Here is a 16,587-nt window from a genome sequence, read left to right on the forward strand (position 1 = left end):
GATTGTTAAAGATACTTGATATCATTCAGATTGATAGCAAACGAGCGGAGGAATTCAAAATGGAAAGCGGAGATCTACGTGTGTTTCAAATGGTAGCCCGTGAAGGCTCAATTACGAAAGCAGCCCTGCAGCTTGGCTATGTGCAATCAAATGTCACAGCCAGAATTCAGCAATTAGAAGCTGAGCTGGGCACTACTCTGTTTTTGCGCCATAATCGCGGCATGACACTTTCTGCAAGCGGAAAACTGCTGCTGGACTACGCAAATAAAATTATCGGCCTGATGGATGAAGCGGCTAAAGCACTCTCATCCTCTGTCGAACCAAGCGGGCCGCTTATGATCGGCTCTACTCAGACAACAGCCGCGGTAAGGCTTCCGAAGCTTCTGGCTTCTTATTATGAAGAATATCCAAACGTGCAGCTGTCTTTAACCACAGGGCATACCCAATTTCTCATTGATAAAGTACTTCGTTATGAATTGGATGGCGCGTTTATCGGATGCGAATGCAATCATCCTGAGGTTGAATCCTATCCGGCATTTGAGGAAGAACCAGTGGTTGTTTCGGCTGCTTCCGTGACCGATGTTGAGGAAGCCATCACAAAGCCGATTCTCGTTTACAGCACAGGCTGTTCATATCGAGTAACACTTGAAAAATGGCTGCGCTCCGTCGGCGTCACACAGCCTGTTATTATGGAATTTGGCACGCTTGAGGCGATTATCGGCGGGGTTACAGCAGGTCTTGGCATCTCATTGCTGCCGAGAACGGTTGTGCAGAAACACGAGTCTGAAGGATCAATTCGATTGTACCCGCTGCCTGAAGCCCTCAGACAGATGAAAACGGAATTTATTGTCCGGAAAGATTCGTTTATCAGCAGTGCACTGCGAACCTTTATGGACTCCTTTGCGCCAGATAAAACGGCGGCATCACAAAAAAGCAGTCTGCCGTGATTGGCAGACTGCTTTATTAGCTATTGTTTGTTTCGATGTGCTTCATTTAATTCCTTAATATGCTGAATGATATCTTTAATGCCCTGCTTTGCGTCAGGATATGTCGCATTCCAATGCTTAGCGAGCGGCGGCATGCTTTTGGCTATATGCGTGTACAAAATCCATTGCTTCACTTCTTCTTTCAGCTCATTGTTTGATTCACCAAGCAGAAGCTCAGTATACTTCTCCAGCAATCCATCCAACTGCTCCTGAAGTTTTTGTTCCATTTTCCATCTTCCTTTCGGTAAAAACAGCAAGGAGCTTTCTCAGGGAAAGCTCCTTTCGCTGGCGTTATTTATCCATGTGATGTGAAAGCCGCTTCCTGGACAATGCATCGGCCCCTGCCATGAGGGATGCAAAGAGGCGTTCCGAACAGCGGATCCTGCGTGACCTGACAGTTCATAGAAAACACATTTTGCACAAGATCACAAGTGATGACCTCTTCCGGACGGCCTTCAGCATAAATGCGTTTATCTTTGATTGCCACAAGATGATGCGCATAGCGGCATGCCAAGTTTAAGTCATGGAGAACCATAACAATCGTCCGCTCTTCCTTCTCATTCAGCTCAAACAGCAAATCAAGAATTTCAATTTGGTGCGTCATGTCTAAATACGTTGTCGGCTCGTCTAGAAGGATGATATCCGTTTCCTGTGCAAGCGTCATCGCGATCCAAGCCCGCTGGCGCTGTCCGCCTGACAAAGAATCGACGGCACGGTCAGCCAAGTCCTCAAGCTTTGTTGCTTTAAGCGCTCTCTCAACCGCTGCCTCATCCTCTTTTGACCACTGTTTCAGCCAGTTTTGGTAAGGATATCTTCCTTGCTTCACCAGCTGATGCACTGTCAGACCTTCTGGAGCCGAAGGGCCCTGAGGCAGGATTGCGAGCTCCTTTGCAACTTCCTTCGTGGGAAGCTTGGCAATCGCTCTTCCTTCCAGCAGCACTGAACCGCCTCTCGGCTTCATCAGCCGGGCTAATGAACGTAAAAGTGTCGATTTTCCGCAGCCGTTGCTGCCAATAAATACGGTAATTTCACCTTTTGGAATGGTTAAATTCAACTCGTCAATAATAACGGCATCCCCGTATCCTAAGCTCAGCGTATCTGTAGAAATAGCACTCATACCCATAACCGCTCCTTTTTGCTGGCTTTTTAGCAGCACTATGTATTGCACGTTTTCTATATACATGCGTTAAAGTCAATTGTCATCAATGCAAGTGATTCGATATTCAGCCATTTGATATGGTCATATATCCCTCATTGTAGCAGAAAACAATGACTTTGAAAATCATTTTCAATTAGTTTTTTGGACATAATTGGCGTTTATGGGTTTTTTATCACAAGATTATTTCTTAATTTCTCTGACTGAGCCGTTCTTCAGCTTCACCTTTAAGTCTATATGATCATAATGGCTGTCCAAATTAAACGCTGCCAGCACACTGTGTATCACTTCTGTTTCCGCCATTTGGTCTGTCACGGAAAGCTCGCTCAGAATCATTTTCATCTCATCCAATGCTTCTTCCCCTTCCTGATTGACACCAGAAAGTTTATCCTGTATTTCCGCTGTTTCATGCGTTCCGTTTTTTGTATATATGCCTTCATAACGATTGTGCTCACCGTCTCCGTAGCTCACACGAAGCGAGAAATTGCTGTAAGGAACGGACTTCAGTCGGGTGACGGCTGTATTTTCTCCTTCTGCCTGCTGCTGGTCTTCATTGAGACGGCAGCCCGTTATCAGAACCACAGCGAGACAAACAGCCCCGGCTGCTCTGATCAAATGCATATGTTTCCCCCCTGTAGGATTCCATTTGTTTTTAGGTATGTCCAGAGAATGGAATCCTCATTCAGGGAAGAATTGAAAAAGCCGAGGCAACTAACGCCGCGGCTCTTCTTTAAGATTCAGTCATTTGCAAAAAGGCTTCCGCATCCCGAACGGCCAGCTTGATGGCATTCTCCCAGAAATCGCGCTTCGTAATATCAGCGCCCAAATGCTTCATTGCCAAATCTTCAACGGTCATAGAAGCCGTATCGCGCAATAACGCGATATACTTCTCTTCGAACGCATTCTTTTCCTCAAGCGCCAATGCGTAAATGCCGAGAGAAAACAGGTAGCCGAACGTATAAGGAAAATTGTAAAATGGCACCCTCGTAATATGAAAGTGAAGCTTTGATGCCCAAAAGAGCGGATGATACTCTCCTAACGCATTGCAATATGCCTCTTTTTGCGCCTCTTCCATCAGCTCATTCAAACGAGCGGCCGGGACAGCTCCCCGCTTTCGTTCTTCATAAAATCTCGTTTCGAATAGGAATCTAGCGTGGATATTCATGAAGAACGCAACGCTTCTTTGCACTTTATCCTCCAGAAGGACAAGCTTTTCTTCCTTCGTCTCCGCCTGCTGGACAGTCGCGTCTGCCACAATCATCTCTGCGAACGTTGAGGCTGTTTCCGCGACGTTCATGGCGTAGGAACGGTTTAACGGCCTGACATTGAGCATCGCTTCCTGATGGAATGCGTGTCCGAGCTCATGTGCAAGCGTAGAGACATTTGAGGCACTTCCCGAAAACGTCATAAAAATCCGTGATTCACCGCTGTCCGGAAAGCTCGTGCAAAAGCCGCCGACTCTTTTTCCGCTTCTGTCTTCTGCTTCAATCCAGCGGTCCCGAAATGCTTTTTCAGTAAAAGAGGACAGCTTTTTGCCAAACGTTGAAAACTGGCTGACGATGATATTTGCGGCTTCATCATATGAATAGGCCTTTCCCTCAGAACCGATCGGTGCCTCGACATCGTACCAGCTGAGTTTTTCAAGGCCGAGCATAGATGCTTTCCGGTTCAAAAACTGAACGAACGGCTTTTTGTTTTCAGTGATGACCTGCCACATCGTATCAAGTGTTTCTTTTTTCATTCTATTGATTTGCAGCGGTTCCTTCAGGATATTCTCCCAGCCGCGCGCTTTATAGGTTTCAAGCCGGAATCCTGCTAAATGATTCAGTGTGCTGCTGAACACATCCTGCTTGCTCTCCCAGGCTTGATGCAAGCGTTCATATATTGTTTTTCTGACAGCGCGGTCTTGGTGGGCCATCACATTTTCAGCCTGGCCGACAGACAACTGCTTGTTCTCACCGTTTTCCTCATACGGTATCGTCATTTTCCCGACAAACATATTGTATAAGTCACTCCAAGCGTGATACCCGTCCACCGCAAGGTTTCCAATCAGTTTTTCTTTACCCGGGCTGAGCTTCTCAGCAACCCTTTGCCTTCTTTCGTTTAATATGTACGATACATCGCGTAATCCCGGCTTTGTTAACAATTCATTCCACACGTCTTGATCAATGGCCACAAGTTTATGATCTAAAGTCACAAGAGATGATTGAAAATCTGCTGAAAGCCGATTCATGAGTGACTGATGCTCAATAGCCTTTTGATCACTGATATTCTGGGCCATAAGGCAAGCGACAAAAGCGCCGGCCTGCTGAAGCTTGACAGATGTCTGTTCAAATACATCAAGCAATGCCGTCAGCTCCCCAGCCTCTTCAGGCGACTCAGGCACCTGAAACGTATCCGTCATATCGTGAAATGCACGCAGACTTTGTGACAGTTTGTCGATATATCTTTTGAATTCTTCTGACTGGCTTCCGCCCTTAAAAAATAAATCAAGATCCCATCTTTGGTTTACCCCTTGCAGCGCCATCACACAAAACCCCTTTCCTTCTTTCATTTTATTATAGAACAATTCTGAATTATTGTATAAAAAATTCTTTCAGCGGCGTTTTTTTCCGTTCATGATTGTACAATAGCTGTAGAGTTAAATAGGAGGAATTTGATGAATAAAAAAATTGCGATTGTTACAGGAGCGTCAAAAGGCTTTGGCCAGCTGGCAGCCGTGAAGCTCGCCAAGTCTTTTTTCGTGATTGCCACAACAAGACAGCCTGATAAAGCAGAACAGCTACGAGAATTAGCCGCAGCACACAATGTGGCTGATTCCATTCACATTACCGCTCTTGATGTCACCGATGAGCAATCAATTGCCTCATTCGGGAAAGCCGTTAGCACTTACGCTCCCATTGATATTCTCGTCAACAACGCCGGAACGGCTTATGGAGGTTTTGTCGAGGATGTGCCGATGGAACATTTCAGACAACAGTTTGAAACAAATGTCTTCGGATTGATTCATGTGACAAAAACCGTTTTGCCTTACATAAGAAAGCATAGCGGCGCAAAGATTATAAACGTGAGCAGTATCAGCGGCCTGACCGGATTCCCTGCTCTGTCGCCATATGCAGCTTCCAAGCATGCATTGGAGGGTTTTTCTGAAAGTCTGCGCATGGAGCTGCTTCCGTTCGGAATCGAAACCGCTTTGATCGAGCCGGGCTCATACAAGACATCAATCTGGTCAACATCATTATCAAATTATATGTCGGTGCCTGCTGACGATTCAGCTTATTATCGATACTATAAAAAGATCCTTTCCTACGTTGAAAAGAACGCAGATGATAGCGGAGACCCCCAAGAGGTTGCCGATCTCATTTATCAATTAGCAACGAAACAGCACATAAAGAAATTGCGGTATCCGATCGGAAAAGGCGTCAGGCTCACCCTGCTATTCCGATCGCTTTTTCCTTGGTCTGCGTGGGAATCTATCCTGAAGAAAAAGCTATTCAGATGACCCAAATTATAATTATTATAATTTAGTATTGATTTTTATTTAGTATATGATATAATTAAATCAACAGATCACAAGGAGGACGTTATCTTATGAAAACTGAAAACGCAAAAACAAACCAAACATTAGTTGAGAATTCAATGAACACACAAATATCAAACTGGTTTCTTTTATATTCTAAGCTCCACCGCTTCCATTGGTATGTGAAAGGGCCGCATTTCTTTACATTACATGAGAAATTTGAGGAACTGTATGACCATGCGGCGGAAACAGTCGATACCATCGCTGAGCGCCTGCTGGCGATCGGCGGACAGCCTGTTGCCACATTGAAGGAATACACTGAGCATGCGTCTATTACTGACGGCGGAAACGAAACATCAGCGTCAGAAATGGTACAAGCATTGATAAACGACTACAAACAAATCAGCAGCGAATCTAAATTCGTGATCGGCCTGGCTGAAGAAAATCAAGACAATGCAACAGCGGACTTGTTTGTCGGATTAATTGATGAGGTTGAAAAGCAAGTGTGGATGCTTTCCGCTTACTTAGGATAAAAAAAGCTGAACCCTTTTTGGGTTCAGCTTTTTCATTACCGTTTAGCTTGTGCTGCTTTCTGTCTGCTTGGTCAGCGCCACGTTCAAGGTTTTCGTTTTTCCGTTTCGAAGCACCTGGATTGTCGTTTTATCTCCGACTTTCAAGTCTTTGTAAAGGATCTGGCGGATATCAGCACTGCTTTCCACGTCTTTGCCGTTTAGTTTGACAATGACATCCTCTGATTTCACACCGGCTTTTGCTGCCGGTGAATTTGCTTGAACTTCTTTTACATAAACACCTTTGCCTAATTGATCTCCAAACAGGCCAAGCGTATTTTCCTGATACGTTTCAGGAACTTGCGACATGTCAATCATTTGCACGCCTAAAAACGGGCGGTCTACTTTTCCGTTTTCCAGCAGCTGGTCAACAATCGGCTCTACATCATTGCTTGGGATCGCAAATCCAAGTGACTCCACGCCGCTTTCGCTCACCTTCAAACTGTTGATGCCGATGACCTGGCCGCTTGCATTGATTAATGGTCCTCCGCTGTTCCCCGGATTGATCGCTGCGTCAGTCTGCAGCACGTTCATTTCCACCGTACCCTGTGTTGTATCCACATCAATCGTCCGGTTCAATCCGCTGATGATGCCCTGTGTCACCGTACCGGAAAATTGCTGTCCGAGCGGGTTCCCGATAGCGATTACCTTTTCGCCCGTACGCAGCTGTGAAGAGTCACCGAAGCTCGCCACTTTTTTGACGTTCTTGCTGCTGATTTCCAGAACAGCCAAATCTGTTATGGTATCGCTGCCGACAAGCTTGGCCGTCTCCGTTTCTCCGTTGTATAACGTGACAGTCAGCTTATTCGCGCCTTCAACGACATGGTTGTTTGTAATGATATACGCTTTATTGCTGTCTTTTTTGAAAATCACGCCTGACCCGGTTCCGCTTTCACTTTCTGAGCTGGAACCGCCTCCCGTGCCGAATGTGTTATTTTGAGAGGTTTGGATATTGGAGATGCCGACAATCGTCGGCTCTAAATCCTCTACCATATCAGCGACGTTTGAAGCGTTCGTAATCGGTGTCGTTGTAAAATTATCTGACTGCACCTGTTTATTTGCGGAAACGGTCTCGGTCTGATCATGGTCTGATGGCAGATAAGGCGCGATGCCGAGCATCAGGCCCCCGCCGATAATTCCGCCTAAAATCGGGCTCAGCCATGCGGCTCTCCGTTTTTTTTCTTTTTTCACAGCCGTTTCTTTCTTTTCCATTTCTATAGCAGAAGCCGTTTCTTGCCGCCCCGTTCCATACGAAACAGGCGCGTCAAGCAATTCCTGTTCAGGATGTTCAATCAGCTTCCGGTTTTCTGAATTCTGATGTTCTGTATGTGAAGATTCTGTCTGATGTTGATCATTCTGGTCATCACGTCGATAATCCATCTTCTTACACTCCTTCAAACGTTTTTCATTTATCGTTACATTTTCATCGCATGTACAAGTTCAATTGTCCCAATAATGAGGAGAAAAGCAAAGCACCAAAATAGAATATGTTTGATCATCCTGCATCTTCCTCGCTCTTTTTCTCTTCCTTTCTTCCCTTATACATATCATAAACAAACATTGTGGGATAAAAATGAAAAGAATATGTGAAATTATGAAAATTGCCTGCCATATGTTAAAACTAGTTTATAATGACGTTGAAAGGATGTGAAGAGCCTTGTCATACACCATTTATCTAGTTGAAGATGAGGATAATCTGAATGAACTGCTGACGAAGTATTTAGAGAATGAAGGCTGGAACATTACATCTTTTACGAAAGGTGAAGACGCCAGAAAGAAAATGACGCCGTCTCCTCACCTTTGGATTCTCGATATCATGCTGCCGGATACTGACGGCTATACATTAATAAAAGAAATCAAAGAGAAAGACCCTGACGTGCCGGTCATTTTTATTTCTGCCCGGGACGCAGATATTGACAGAGTGCTTGGCTTAGAGCTTGGCAGCAATGACTATATTTCAAAGCCATTTCTGCCGCGGGAGCTGATTATACGTGTGCAAAAGCTTCTTCAGCTCGTCTATAAAGAAGCCCCGCCTGTACAAAAAAATGAGATCGCTGTTTCCTCTTACCGTGTCGCTGAAGACGCCCGCGAGGTTTATGATGAAAACGGCAATATCATCAATTTGACGTCGAAGGAATTTGATCTGCTGCTCTTATTTATCCATCATAAAGGACATCCATACTCTCGTGAGGATATTCTCGTAAAAGTGTGGGGGCATGACTACTTTGGAACAGATCGGGTCGTCGATGATCTCGTCCGGAGACTGCGCAAAAAGATGCCAGAATTGAAGGTTGAAACGATTTACGGGTTCGGCTACAGGATGATGTCATCATGAAAAACAAGCCGCTCGCGTTTCAAATATGGGTTGTCATATCCGGCATCCTGTTAGCGATTTCCATTTTGCTGCTAGTGTTATTTTCAAACACGCTGCGCGATTTCTTTACCAATGAAACGTATACGACGATTGAAAATGAGCAGCATGTTCTGACGGAGTACCGCCTGCCGGGTTCAATTGAAAGGCGCTATTACAGCGAGGAAGCTACGGCGCCTACAACTGTCCGCTCCGTACAGCACGTGCTCCTGCCTGAAAATGAAGCTGCTTCTTCTGACAGGGATTTGAGCATTCTGTCGTCTTCATTTATCCATAAGGTGTACAAGCTGGCTGATAAGCAGGATGCCAAAAAGAAACGGTACAGCGCCGACGTCAATGGAGAGAAAGTGTTTTTTGTCATTAAAAAGGGGCTTTCTGTCAATGGACAACCTGCTATGATGCTCTCCTACGCGCTTGATTCATATCGGGACGATTTGGCCTATACGCTATTCAAACAGCTTCTGTTTATTATAGCTGTTGTCATTTTATTAAGCTGGATCCCGGCCATTTGGCTTGCAAAATATTTATCAAGGCCTCTCGTGTCATTTGAAAAGCACGTCAAACGAATTTCCGAACAGGATTGGGATGACCCAGTGAAAGTGGATCGGAAAGATGAGATCGGCAAATTGGGTAATACCATCGAAGAAATGCGTCAAAAGCTTGTGCAAAAAGATGAAACAGAAAGAACCCTATTGCAAAATATTTCTCACGATCTAAAAACGCCGGTCATGGTCATCAGAGGATATACGCAATCGATTAAAGACGGGATTTTTCCAAAAGGAGATCTTGAAAATACAGTAGATGTCATTGAAGGCGAAGCCCTTAAGCTGGAGAAAAAAATAAAGGATTTATTATATTTAACGAAGCTGGATTATTTAGCGAAGCAAAAAGTGCAGCACGACACGTTCAGTATTGTGGAAGTGACAGAGGAAGTCATCGAAAGACTGAAGTGGGCACGGAAAGAATTATCGTGGGAAATTGATGTAGAAGAAGACATTCTGATGCCGGGTGATCCTGAGCAATGGAACAAGCTACTCGAGAATATTCTGGAAAATCAAATCCGCTATGCTGCGACAAAGATAGAAATCAGCATGAAACAAGATGATCGGAATATCATGATCACCATTAGAAATGACGGACCGCATATTGAAGATGAGATGCTATCCAGCCTCTATGAGCCTTTTAATAAAGGGAAGAAAGGCGAATTCGGCATTGGTCTCAGCATCGTAAAACGAATTTTAACTCTTCATAAGGCGTCTATCTCAATTGAAAATGACAAAACGGGTGTAACATACCGCATAGCAGTGCCAAAATAGACTGTAGAGTTTTTGCAGTCTATTTTTTTATGTGAAAGAATAGCCGTTAAAGTCTCTGTAATTTGTTTTAAGCGGCTGTTTGCATTGATGAACCCATTTTTTCTCTGACAAGGTCTGCTTCGGATACTTGACTTTCTCCACTTTGATTCCTCTGTTTCGCAAGCGGCTGATCATTTCGTCCAATTCTCTCATTCTAGATTCACCCTTTCGCTTGAGCTTTGACCGTTCGGTCATCTCAATTTATAATATAAATAATACATGATAAAAAAACAAGTTACAATAAGGTTAATTTTATAACAGAAGGTGTGACTATATGGTCATATCCTATGCAGGCCTCCGGGCTCCGAAAGGGTGGAACCATTGAAGGAAAAAGAAAAGCTGATTATTGAAACAGCCTTAAAACTATTTGCCCAAAAAGGATACAACTCAACATCAGTTCAGGAAATCGCAAAAGAATGCAAAATATCAAAAGGCGCTTTTTATATTTATTTTCCTTCGAAAGAAGCGCTTCTTCTGTCTATGCTGAACTACTATTATGATAAAACGTTTACCCGAATTTTAAATATTAAAACGAAGGGCGACAGCCCCAGAACGGCTTACCGGAAACAGCTGACCGTGCTCTATGAAAATATCCTTGAACACAAGGATTTTATCAGCATGCAGATGAAGGAAGGCTCTCTGCCTTACACAGAGGAAGTGGAACAATGCGCAAAAAAAATCCGCCAGTCCTCTCTTCAATTTCATATCGACAGCCTGCTGAACATTTATGGAAAAAAAGCGGAACCATATACTGCAGAGCTTTGTTTTTTAATAGAGGGCATCAGCCAGATTTACCTGGAAAGCATGATTTTGCTCGGCTACACTGTGAAGCCGGACCAATTAGCTGATCTCATTATGAATCGAATTGATGATATGGTAAAAGGCATGTCTGAACGGAATGATAAGCCTTTCATTACATTGGAAGAGGCAAGCTCTTTATTTGGGCCTCTTTCGCATGGACAGCCTGACCCGCTGACTGAATCCATTGTGAAAAGCCTTCGTGACAAAATTAACCGCTTAAACACAAACTCCTCTCTTGAATTATCGGAGAGCCTGGACATACTTGAAGCAGAAATGAAGAAAAAAACACCGAAGCTGGCAATCATAAAAGGAATGATCCATAATCTGACGGAGTCTGAAGCGCTCGCAAAAGATGCGGAGCAGCTTAAATATCTATTAAAACAGCAATATATTTAGAAGAACGGCTGCTTAAAAAGCAGCCGTTTTTTCTTTCTATTACGCCTTTGGTTTTACCATATCTTCCGGCTTAACCATTTCGTTAAATTGCTCCTCTGTCAGCAATTCAAGCTTCAAAGCCGCTTCTTTCAGCGTTAATCCCTCTTTGTGAGCAAGCTTGGCGATTTTCGCCGCGTTTTCATATCCGATATGCGGGTTCAGCGCCGTAACAAGCATTAATGAATTTGACAGGTTTTCCTGAATGGTTTCTTTGTTAGGCTCAATACCGACAGCACATTTATCATGGAAGGAATTCATGCCGTCACTCAGCAGCTGTACAGACTGCAGGAAGTTGTAAATAATCACAGGCTTAAACACGTTCAGTTCAAAATTCCCCTGACTCGCCGCAAAGCCGATTGTCGCATCATTCCCCATGATTTGCGCTGCGATCATTGTTAATGCTTCACTTTGTGTCGGATTGACTTTACCAGGCATGATGGAGCTGCCCGGCTCATTTTCAGGGATGACAATTTCCCCGATGCCGCAGCGAGGCCCGCTTGCAAGCCATCTGACATCATTCGCGATTTTCATTAAATCAGCCGCAAGCGCTTTTAATGCACCATGCGCATAAGTGATTTCGTCATGGCTTGTCAGCGCGTGGAATTTATTCGGCGAGCTGCTGAACGTTTGGCCGGTCAGTTTTGTGATCTCTTCTGAAACAAGCTCTCCAAACTCTGGATGGGCATTGATTCCCGTTCCGACAGCCGTACCACCGATTGCAAGCGCACGCATTTTATCTGTCGCTTCTAAAATCATTTCCTTCGAACGGTCCAGCATGTACACCCATCCGCTGATTTCCTGTCCGAGCGTCAGTGGCGTAGCATCCTGAAGGTGCGTGCGTCCGATTTTAACAATATCGCTGTATGCTTTCGCTTTTTCATCCAGTGTATTGCGAAGCTGGTCAAGCGCCGGCACAAGCTGCTCATAAACAGCCAATACAGCGGCAACATGCATCGCAGTCGGGAATGTGTCGTTGGAGCTTTGGCTGCGGTTCACGTCGTCATTTGGATGAATCGTTTTGTCAGAGTTCTTTTCTTTTAATAAAGCAGTCGCGCGGTTGGCTACCACTTCGTTCATGTTCATGTTGCTTTGTGTGCCGCTTCCGGTCTGCCATACGACAAGCGGGAAGTTGTCATCGTATTTGCCTTTGAGCACATCATCACAAACTGCTGCAATCGCTTCTGCTTTTTCCGCGTCCAGATTGCCGAGGCGCTTATTGGCAAGCGCTGTGCTTCGTTTTAATATTGCAAACGCCTTCACAACACGCATCGGCATTTTTTCAGAACCGATCTTAAAGTTCTCTTTGCTTCGCTGTGTTTGGGCGCCCCAAAATTTATCAGCAGGAACTTTTACTTCTCCCATGGTGTCTCGTTCAATTCTGTATTCCATTTATGTATCCCTCCATAACGGTTGCTTCATTAGATCATAATTCGCCAGTGATATAAAAAATCCTTTTTATTTTTCGATCTTGGCAGATTTTAATTTTAATTCAAGATATACGCGGGAATCCTTTGAATATTTGTACTTTGGATTCGTCCTGCCGTACTCCTTTGATGTATAGGAGACATCATAATGCTTTTCAAATGATCTGATGAGCTGTTCGATTTCTTCTTGTTTTCCTGCTAGCCTTACCTGTGCCACTTCATATCCTCCGCTTTCATAAAAAACTTCTGCCATGAAATACTGTAACACAGTATATCATTTTTTTAACAGGAAAAGATAACCTCTACTAAGGTTTTGGATAAGAGGTGACCTCATTGGAACAAACAGAATTCAAAGAATATATACACGATAATTTAGCACTGGTGCTTCCAAAATTAAAAGAAAACGATGATCTCGTAAAAAACAAAAAAATGCTCTCCAACGGGCTTGTTTTTTACTTTCTCTATTTTAGTGAACTGAATGACCAGAAGAAGGTTTCAGAATCGATTAAAACCTTACTCAAGGATCAGGATACGCTCACGCTTGACCAAGTCAAAAAACGCCTTGACCAGCTTGACGCAAGTCCCGTTGAAACCGCGGAAAAAACGGTCGAGTCCATTCTCAACGGCAATTGCGCTGTGTTTGTCAACGGATTGGACAAAGTCTATATTCTGTCTACAGAAAAGAAAAAAACAAGAAGCCTGCAAGAGCCGACAACTGAAAAAGTGGTTCGCGGCCCAAAGGTTGCGTTTGTAGAGGATATCGATACAAATCTCGCTCTGATCAGACAAAGAACCTCTCATCCGAAATTGATCACCAAAAAAATCATGATCGGCGAAAACAAGCTGAAGCCTGCAGCCATTATGTACATTGAAGGCAAAGCAAAAAAGTCCGTCATAAAAGAAGTGAAAGCACGGCTTGAAAATATCCAGCTGGAGGATATCCAGGACAGCGGAACGCTCGAGGAGCTCATTGAAGATAATAAATATTCACCATTTCCACAGATTCAAAATACGGAAAGACCTGACAAGGTATCGTCAGCCCTGTTTAACGGCCGTGTGGCCATTTTGGTCGACAGTTCACCATTTGTGCTGCTGGTGCCGGTTTCTCTCGGGATCCTGATGCAGTCTCCGGATGACTACTATGAACGCTGGATTTCAGCATCTCTTATCCGGTCGCTGCGCTTTGCTTCTATCTTCATCACCTTGTTTTTGTCATCGATTTATATTGCACTCGTTTCCTTCCATCAAGGGCTGCTGCCGACCGCGCTTGCCGTCACGATTTCGGCAAACAGGGAAAACGTGCCGTTCCCGCCAATATTTGAAGCCCTGCTGATGGAAGTAACCATCGAGCTGCTGAGAGAAGCCGGACTGCGTCTTCCCAATCCGCTCGGACAGACGATCGGCCTCGTCGGGGGCGTAGTGATTGGACAGGCAGCGGTAGAAGCGAATCTCGTCAGTTCGATTATGGTCATTGTCGTCAGTGTCATTGCCCTGGCATCCTTTACCGTTCCCCAATACGGAATGGGGCTGTCTTTCCGGGTGCTGCGTTTTATTTCAATGTTTTCTGCAGCTATTCTAGGGCTGTATGGAATTATTTTATTTATGCTTGTCGTTTATACGCACTTAACGAGACAAACGAGCTTTGGGTCTCCGTATTTTTCGCCAAACGGTTTCTTCAGCCTGAAAAATAAGGATGACTCCATTATCCGTCTCCCCATTAAAAACAAACCAAAAGAGGCGAATAATCCAAATGAGCCAAAAACAGACTCCACTAAAACTTAATACCTTTCAAGGTATTTCTATTGTTGCGAATACAATGCTTGGGGCCGGTCTTTTAACATTGCCGAGAGCTCTGACCACTAAGGCTAATACGCCTGACGGCTGGATCACGCTGATATTAGAAGGTTTCATTTTTATTTTCTTCATTTATTTAAATACGCTCATTCAAAAAAAACATCAATACCCTTCACTCTTTGATTATTTGCAAGAAGGGTTGGGGAAATGGTTCGGCAGCTTGATCGGCCTGTTGATCTCCTGCTATTTCCTCGGCGTTGCCAGCTTCGAGACTCGGGCGATGGCTGAAATGGTGAAGTTTTTCCTGCTGGAGAGAACGCCAATTCAGATCATTATTTTAACGTTTATTTGCTGCGGTATTTATTTAATGATTGGAGGGTTAAGTGATGTGTCGCGACTGTTTCCCTTTTACTTGACGGTTACGATCATTATTTTGCTGATTGTGTTCGGGATCAGTTTTAAAATTTTTGACATTAATAGTTTGCGCCCTGTTTTAGGCGAAGGCCTTGGACCCGTTGCAAACTCCCTTACTGTCGTTTCCATCTCTTTTTTAGGAATGGAAGTGATGCTGTTTCTTCCTGAACATATGAAGAATAAGAAATACACATTCAGATATGCATCTATAGGATTTTTGATTCCGATTATTTTATATATCCTTACGTATATTATCGTCGTCGGGGCTTTGACCGCTCCCGAGGTGAAAACGCTGATCTGGCCGACCATTTCTCTCTTTCAGTCCTTTGAGCTTAAAGGCATATTCATTGAAAGATTTGAATCATTTTTACTGGTCGTCTGGATTATCCAATTTTTCACAACGTTTGTCATTTACGGCTATTTTGCCGCTAACGGGCTAAAGAAGACGTTCGGATTATCAACTAAAAAAAGTATGGTGATCATCGGGATCATTGTCTATTATTTTTCTCTCTGGCCGGATGACGCTAACCAGGTCATGATGTACAGCGATTATCTCGGGTACATTTTCGTCTGCCTTTTTCTGCTTCCCTTCATTCTCTTTTTCATTGTCGCTCTCAAAAGGAGGATTACAGCAAAATGAAAACCCGGATTTTAAGTATATTTATATGCACCCTATTGCTGTCCGGATGCTGGGACAGCCAGAATATCGAGGAATTAAGCTTGGTGATCGGTGTTGGCTTAGACAAGCCGGATGATAAAAATTTAGAACTTACACAGCAGATTCTCGTACCGAAACAAATCAGCTCCAAGGAAGGCTCTTCATCTGACCCGACACAGCTTTCTATCACAAAGGGTGAAACTGTCCATCAAATGATGAGAACATCTGCGTTAAAGCATAACCCCACGTTTTCCCAGCATTTGCGTCTCATTCTGCTTTCCAAAAGCGTAATTGCGGATCAGATCGGAATTGACGCGATCATTAACCAGTTTGTCAGAGACAACGGGACAAGGAGAAGTTCGTACGTTTTTGTCACCGATGGCAAAACTAAGGATATCTTTAAAATGAATGATCAAGGCGAGCCCGCATCCAATGTGATTTATGATCTGACAGAGAATAATACGGTGACGATCAGAATGATGCAGCCTGTTACACTGGGGGAAATCTCAGAACACTTGACCTCTGACGATTCGTTCCTCATCCCTCATGTCGGTGAGGAAAACGGCAAACTCGTGATAAACGGTGCTTCCGTCATCAAAGACAAAATATGGACTAGGGATCTCACCCCGATTGAGGTTCAAAACATCAACTTATTTACAGGCACTGTCGAAGGTGGCGTTATTGACTTGAAGCGCGACGGCCATCTCTTTTCTTATGAAGTGTATTCAAGCAATCGAAAGATCAAGACGGCCTACAAGGACGGAAAATTCAAATTCACCGTCACACGCAATATTGAAGGTCGTCTATCTGAGGACTGGAATCCCAATGAAGATTCGTTTAAGGATTCATATATCAAAGATATTGAAAGGACAGTAGAAAAACGATTACACAAAACAGTAACCGCTTTTATTACAGAGAGGCTGCAGAAGGAAATCAAAGCGGATGTGACCGGGTTAGGAAACCAAGTCAGAATCCATTATCCTCGGAAATGGAAAAAGATTTCAAGAAAATGGGATGATGAGTATTTCAGCAAAGCGGAAATAGATTACAGAGTCAATGTCGTTGTCAGAGACTTCGGGACGAAAGGCGCAAACAAATAGTGAA

16 protein-coding genes and 1 pseudogene are annotated in these 16,587 nt (G+C 44.0%); 9 read left to right on the plus strand and 8 right to left on the minus strand.

Annotated features, from left to right (window positions below):
• The first annotated feature begins 59 nt into the window (after positions 1-59).
• Complete coding sequence (locus MOC09_RS14545) at positions 60-947, plus strand: LysR family transcriptional regulator (protein ID WP_268361340.1); 888 nt, start codon at positions 60-62, stop codon at positions 945-947.
• 20 nt (positions 948-967) lie between these two features.
• Here the strand turns inward: MOC09_RS14545 and MOC09_RS14550 are convergent.
• The 4 genes and pseudogenes from MOC09_RS14550 to MOC09_RS14565 all read right to left on the minus strand — a co-directional run bounded on the left by MOC09_RS14550 (position 968) and on the right by MOC09_RS14565 (position 4,669).
• A pseudogene (locus tag MOC09_RS14550) lies at positions 968-1,256 on the minus strand (YusU family protein).
• 25 nt (positions 1,257-1,281) lie between these two features.
• A complete protein-coding gene (locus MOC09_RS14555) occupies positions 1,282-2,109 on the minus strand; it encodes an ABC transporter ATP-binding protein (RefSeq protein ID WP_268367396.1) in 828 nt (275 codons plus the stop codon).
• Between the two features lie 216 nt (positions 2,110-2,325).
• Positions 2,326-2,763, minus strand: coding sequence for a YusW family protein (locus MOC09_RS14560; RefSeq protein ID WP_268361336.1), 438 nt, complete (start codon positions 2,761-2,763; stop codon positions 2,326-2,328).
• 109 nt (positions 2,764-2,872) lie between these two features.
• Positions 2,873-4,669: a M3 family oligoendopeptidase gene (locus MOC09_RS14565; RefSeq protein ID WP_268370959.1), complete on the minus strand. Its 1,797-nt coding sequence runs from the start codon at positions 4,667-4,669 to the stop codon at positions 2,873-2,875.
• A 132-nt stretch (positions 4,670-4,801) separates the two neighbouring features.
• Between MOC09_RS14565 and MOC09_RS14570 the strand changes: the two genes are divergently transcribed.
• Both MOC09_RS14570 and mrgA read left to right on the plus strand, forming a co-directional pair.
• Positions 4,802-5,644 (plus strand): oxidoreductase, encoded by an 843-nt coding sequence (locus tag MOC09_RS14570; RefSeq protein ID WP_268367399.1) that lies wholly within the window; start codon positions 4,802-4,804, stop codon positions 5,642-5,644.
• A gap of 89 nt (positions 5,645-5,733) precedes the next feature.
• Positions 5,734-6,195 carry a metalloregulation DNA-binding stress protein MgrA gene (gene mrgA / locus MOC09_RS14575; protein ID WP_268360766.1) on the plus strand — a complete coding sequence of 154 codons (462 nt, stop codon included), beginning with the start codon at positions 5,734-5,736 and terminating at the stop codon, positions 6,193-6,195.
• A 42-nt stretch (positions 6,196-6,237) separates the two neighbouring features.
• Here mrgA and htrB read toward each other — a convergent pair whose 3' ends face one another.
• A complete protein-coding gene (gene htrB / locus MOC09_RS14580) occupies positions 6,238-7,611 on the minus strand; it encodes a serine protease Do-like protein HtrB (protein WP_268360768.1) in 1,374 nt (457 codons plus the stop codon).
• 277 nt (positions 7,612-7,888) lie between these two features.
• Here htrB and cssR point away from each other — a divergent pair, with 277 nt between their 5' ends.
• Both cssR and cssS read left to right on the plus strand, forming a co-directional pair.
• Positions 7,889-8,566, plus strand: a complete 678-nt coding sequence (gene cssR / locus MOC09_RS14585) for a secretion stress-responsive two-component system response regulator CssR (protein WP_268360769.1) — start codon at positions 7,889-7,891, stop codon at positions 8,564-8,566.
• Positions 8,563-9,918 (plus strand): secretion stress-responsive two-component system sensor histidine kinase CssS, encoded by a 1,356-nt coding sequence (cssS, locus tag MOC09_RS14590; protein WP_268360771.1) that lies wholly within the window; start codon positions 8,563-8,565, stop codon positions 9,916-9,918. The genes cssR and cssS overlap by 4 nt, the downstream gene beginning before the upstream one ends.
• Before the next feature lie 27 nt (positions 9,919-9,945).
• On the opposite strand, the gene spxO is transcribed toward cssS, so the two are convergent.
• Positions 9,946-10,110 carry an anti-adapter protein SpxO gene (spxO, locus tag MOC09_RS14595; RefSeq protein WP_003221681.1) on the minus strand — a complete coding sequence of 55 codons (165 nt, stop codon included), beginning with the start codon at positions 10,108-10,110 and terminating at the stop codon, positions 9,946-9,948.
• A gap of 168 nt (positions 10,111-10,278) precedes the next feature.
• Between spxO and MOC09_RS14600 the strand changes: the two genes are divergently transcribed.
• Positions 10,279-11,154, plus strand: coding sequence for a TetR/AcrR family transcriptional regulator (locus tag MOC09_RS14600; RefSeq protein WP_268360773.1), 876 nt, complete (start codon positions 10,279-10,281; stop codon positions 11,152-11,154).
• A 39-nt stretch (positions 11,155-11,193) separates the two neighbouring features.
• On the opposite strand, the gene fumC is transcribed toward MOC09_RS14600, so the two are convergent.
• A complete protein-coding gene (gene fumC / locus MOC09_RS14605; protein ID WP_268360775.1) occupies positions 11,194-12,582 on the minus strand; it encodes a class II fumarate hydratase in 1,389 nt (462 codons plus the stop codon).
• Positions 12,583-12,648: 66 nt separating this feature from the next.
• On the minus strand, positions 12,649-12,834 hold the full coding sequence (locus MOC09_RS14610) for a YvzF family protein (protein ID WP_003221676.1): 186 nt from the start codon (positions 12,832-12,834) through the stop codon (positions 12,649-12,651).
• A 116-nt stretch (positions 12,835-12,950) separates the two neighbouring features.
• Here MOC09_RS14610 and gerAA point away from each other — a divergent pair, with 116 nt between their 5' ends.
• Genes gerAA through MOC09_RS14625 form a run of 3 tightly spaced genes read left to right on the plus strand, consistent with a single transcriptional unit; the run spans position 12,951 to position 16,583 of the window.
• Entirely contained in the window at positions 12,951-14,399 is a 1,449-nt protein-coding gene (gene gerAA / locus MOC09_RS14615; RefSeq protein ID WP_268360776.1) for a spore germination receptor protein GerAA, read from the plus strand.
• Positions 14,368-15,465 (plus strand): spore germination receptor protein GerAB, encoded by a 1,098-nt coding sequence (gene gerAB, locus MOC09_RS14620; protein WP_268367125.1) that lies wholly within the window; start codon positions 14,368-14,370, stop codon positions 15,463-15,465. Before gerAA ends, gerAB begins: the two co-directional genes overlap by 32 nt.
• Positions 15,462-16,583 (plus strand): Ger(x)C family spore germination protein, encoded by a 1,122-nt coding sequence (locus MOC09_RS14625; RefSeq protein WP_268370961.1) that lies wholly within the window; start codon positions 15,462-15,464, stop codon positions 16,581-16,583. Before gerAB ends, MOC09_RS14625 begins: the two co-directional genes overlap by 4 nt.
• The last annotated feature ends 4 nt before the right edge of the window (positions 16,584-16,587 follow it).

The sequence above is a fragment of the Bacillus sp. N12A5 genome (assembly GCF_026790125.1).
Lineage (GTDB): Bacteria > Bacillota > Bacilli > Bacillales > Bacillaceae > Bacillus.

What these genes read in the sequence shown, in the direction of transcription:
- MOC09_RS14545 (WP_268361340.1), top strand. Translation starts at nt 60, where the DNA reads ATGGAAAGCGGAGATCTACGTGTGTTTCAAATGGTAGCCCGTGAAGGC.
- MOC09_RS14555 (WP_268367396.1), bottom strand. Translation starts at nt 2,109, where the DNA reads ATGGGTATGAGTGCTATTTCTACAGATACGCTGAGCTTAGGATACGGG.
- MOC09_RS14560 (WP_268361336.1), bottom strand. Translation starts at nt 2,763, where the DNA reads ATGCATTTGATCAGAGCAGCCGGGGCTGTTTGTCTCGCTGTGGTTCTG.
- MOC09_RS14565 (WP_268370959.1), bottom strand. Translation starts at nt 4,669, where the DNA reads ATGGCGCTGCAAGGGGTAAACCAAAGATGGGATCTTGATTTATTTTTT.
- MOC09_RS14570 (WP_268367399.1), top strand. Translation starts at nt 4,802, where the DNA reads ATGAATAAAAAAATTGCGATTGTTACAGGAGCGTCAAAAGGCTTTGGC.
- mrgA (WP_268360766.1), top strand. Translation starts at nt 5,734, where the DNA reads ATGAAAACTGAAAACGCAAAAACAAACCAAACATTAGTTGAGAATTCA.
- htrB (WP_268360768.1), bottom strand. Translation starts at nt 7,611, where the DNA reads ATGGATTATCGACGTGATGACCAGAATGATCAACATCAGACAGAATCT.
- cssS (WP_268360771.1), top strand. Translation starts at nt 8,563, where the DNA reads ATGAAAAACAAGCCGCTCGCGTTTCAAATATGGGTTGTCATATCCGGC.
- spxO (WP_003221681.1), bottom strand. Translation starts at nt 10,110, where the DNA reads ATGAGAGAATTGGACGAAATGATCAGCCGCTTGCGAAACAGAGGAATC.
- fumC (WP_268360775.1), bottom strand. Translation starts at nt 12,582, where the DNA reads ATGGAATACAGAATTGAACGAGACACCATGGGAGAAGTAAAAGTTCCT.
- gerAB (WP_268367125.1), top strand. Translation starts at nt 14,368, where the DNA reads ATGAGCCAAAAACAGACTCCACTAAAACTTAATACCTTTCAAGGTATT.
- MOC09_RS14625 (WP_268370961.1), top strand. Translation starts at nt 15,462, where the DNA reads ATGAAAACCCGGATTTTAAGTATATTTATATGCACCCTATTGCTGTCC.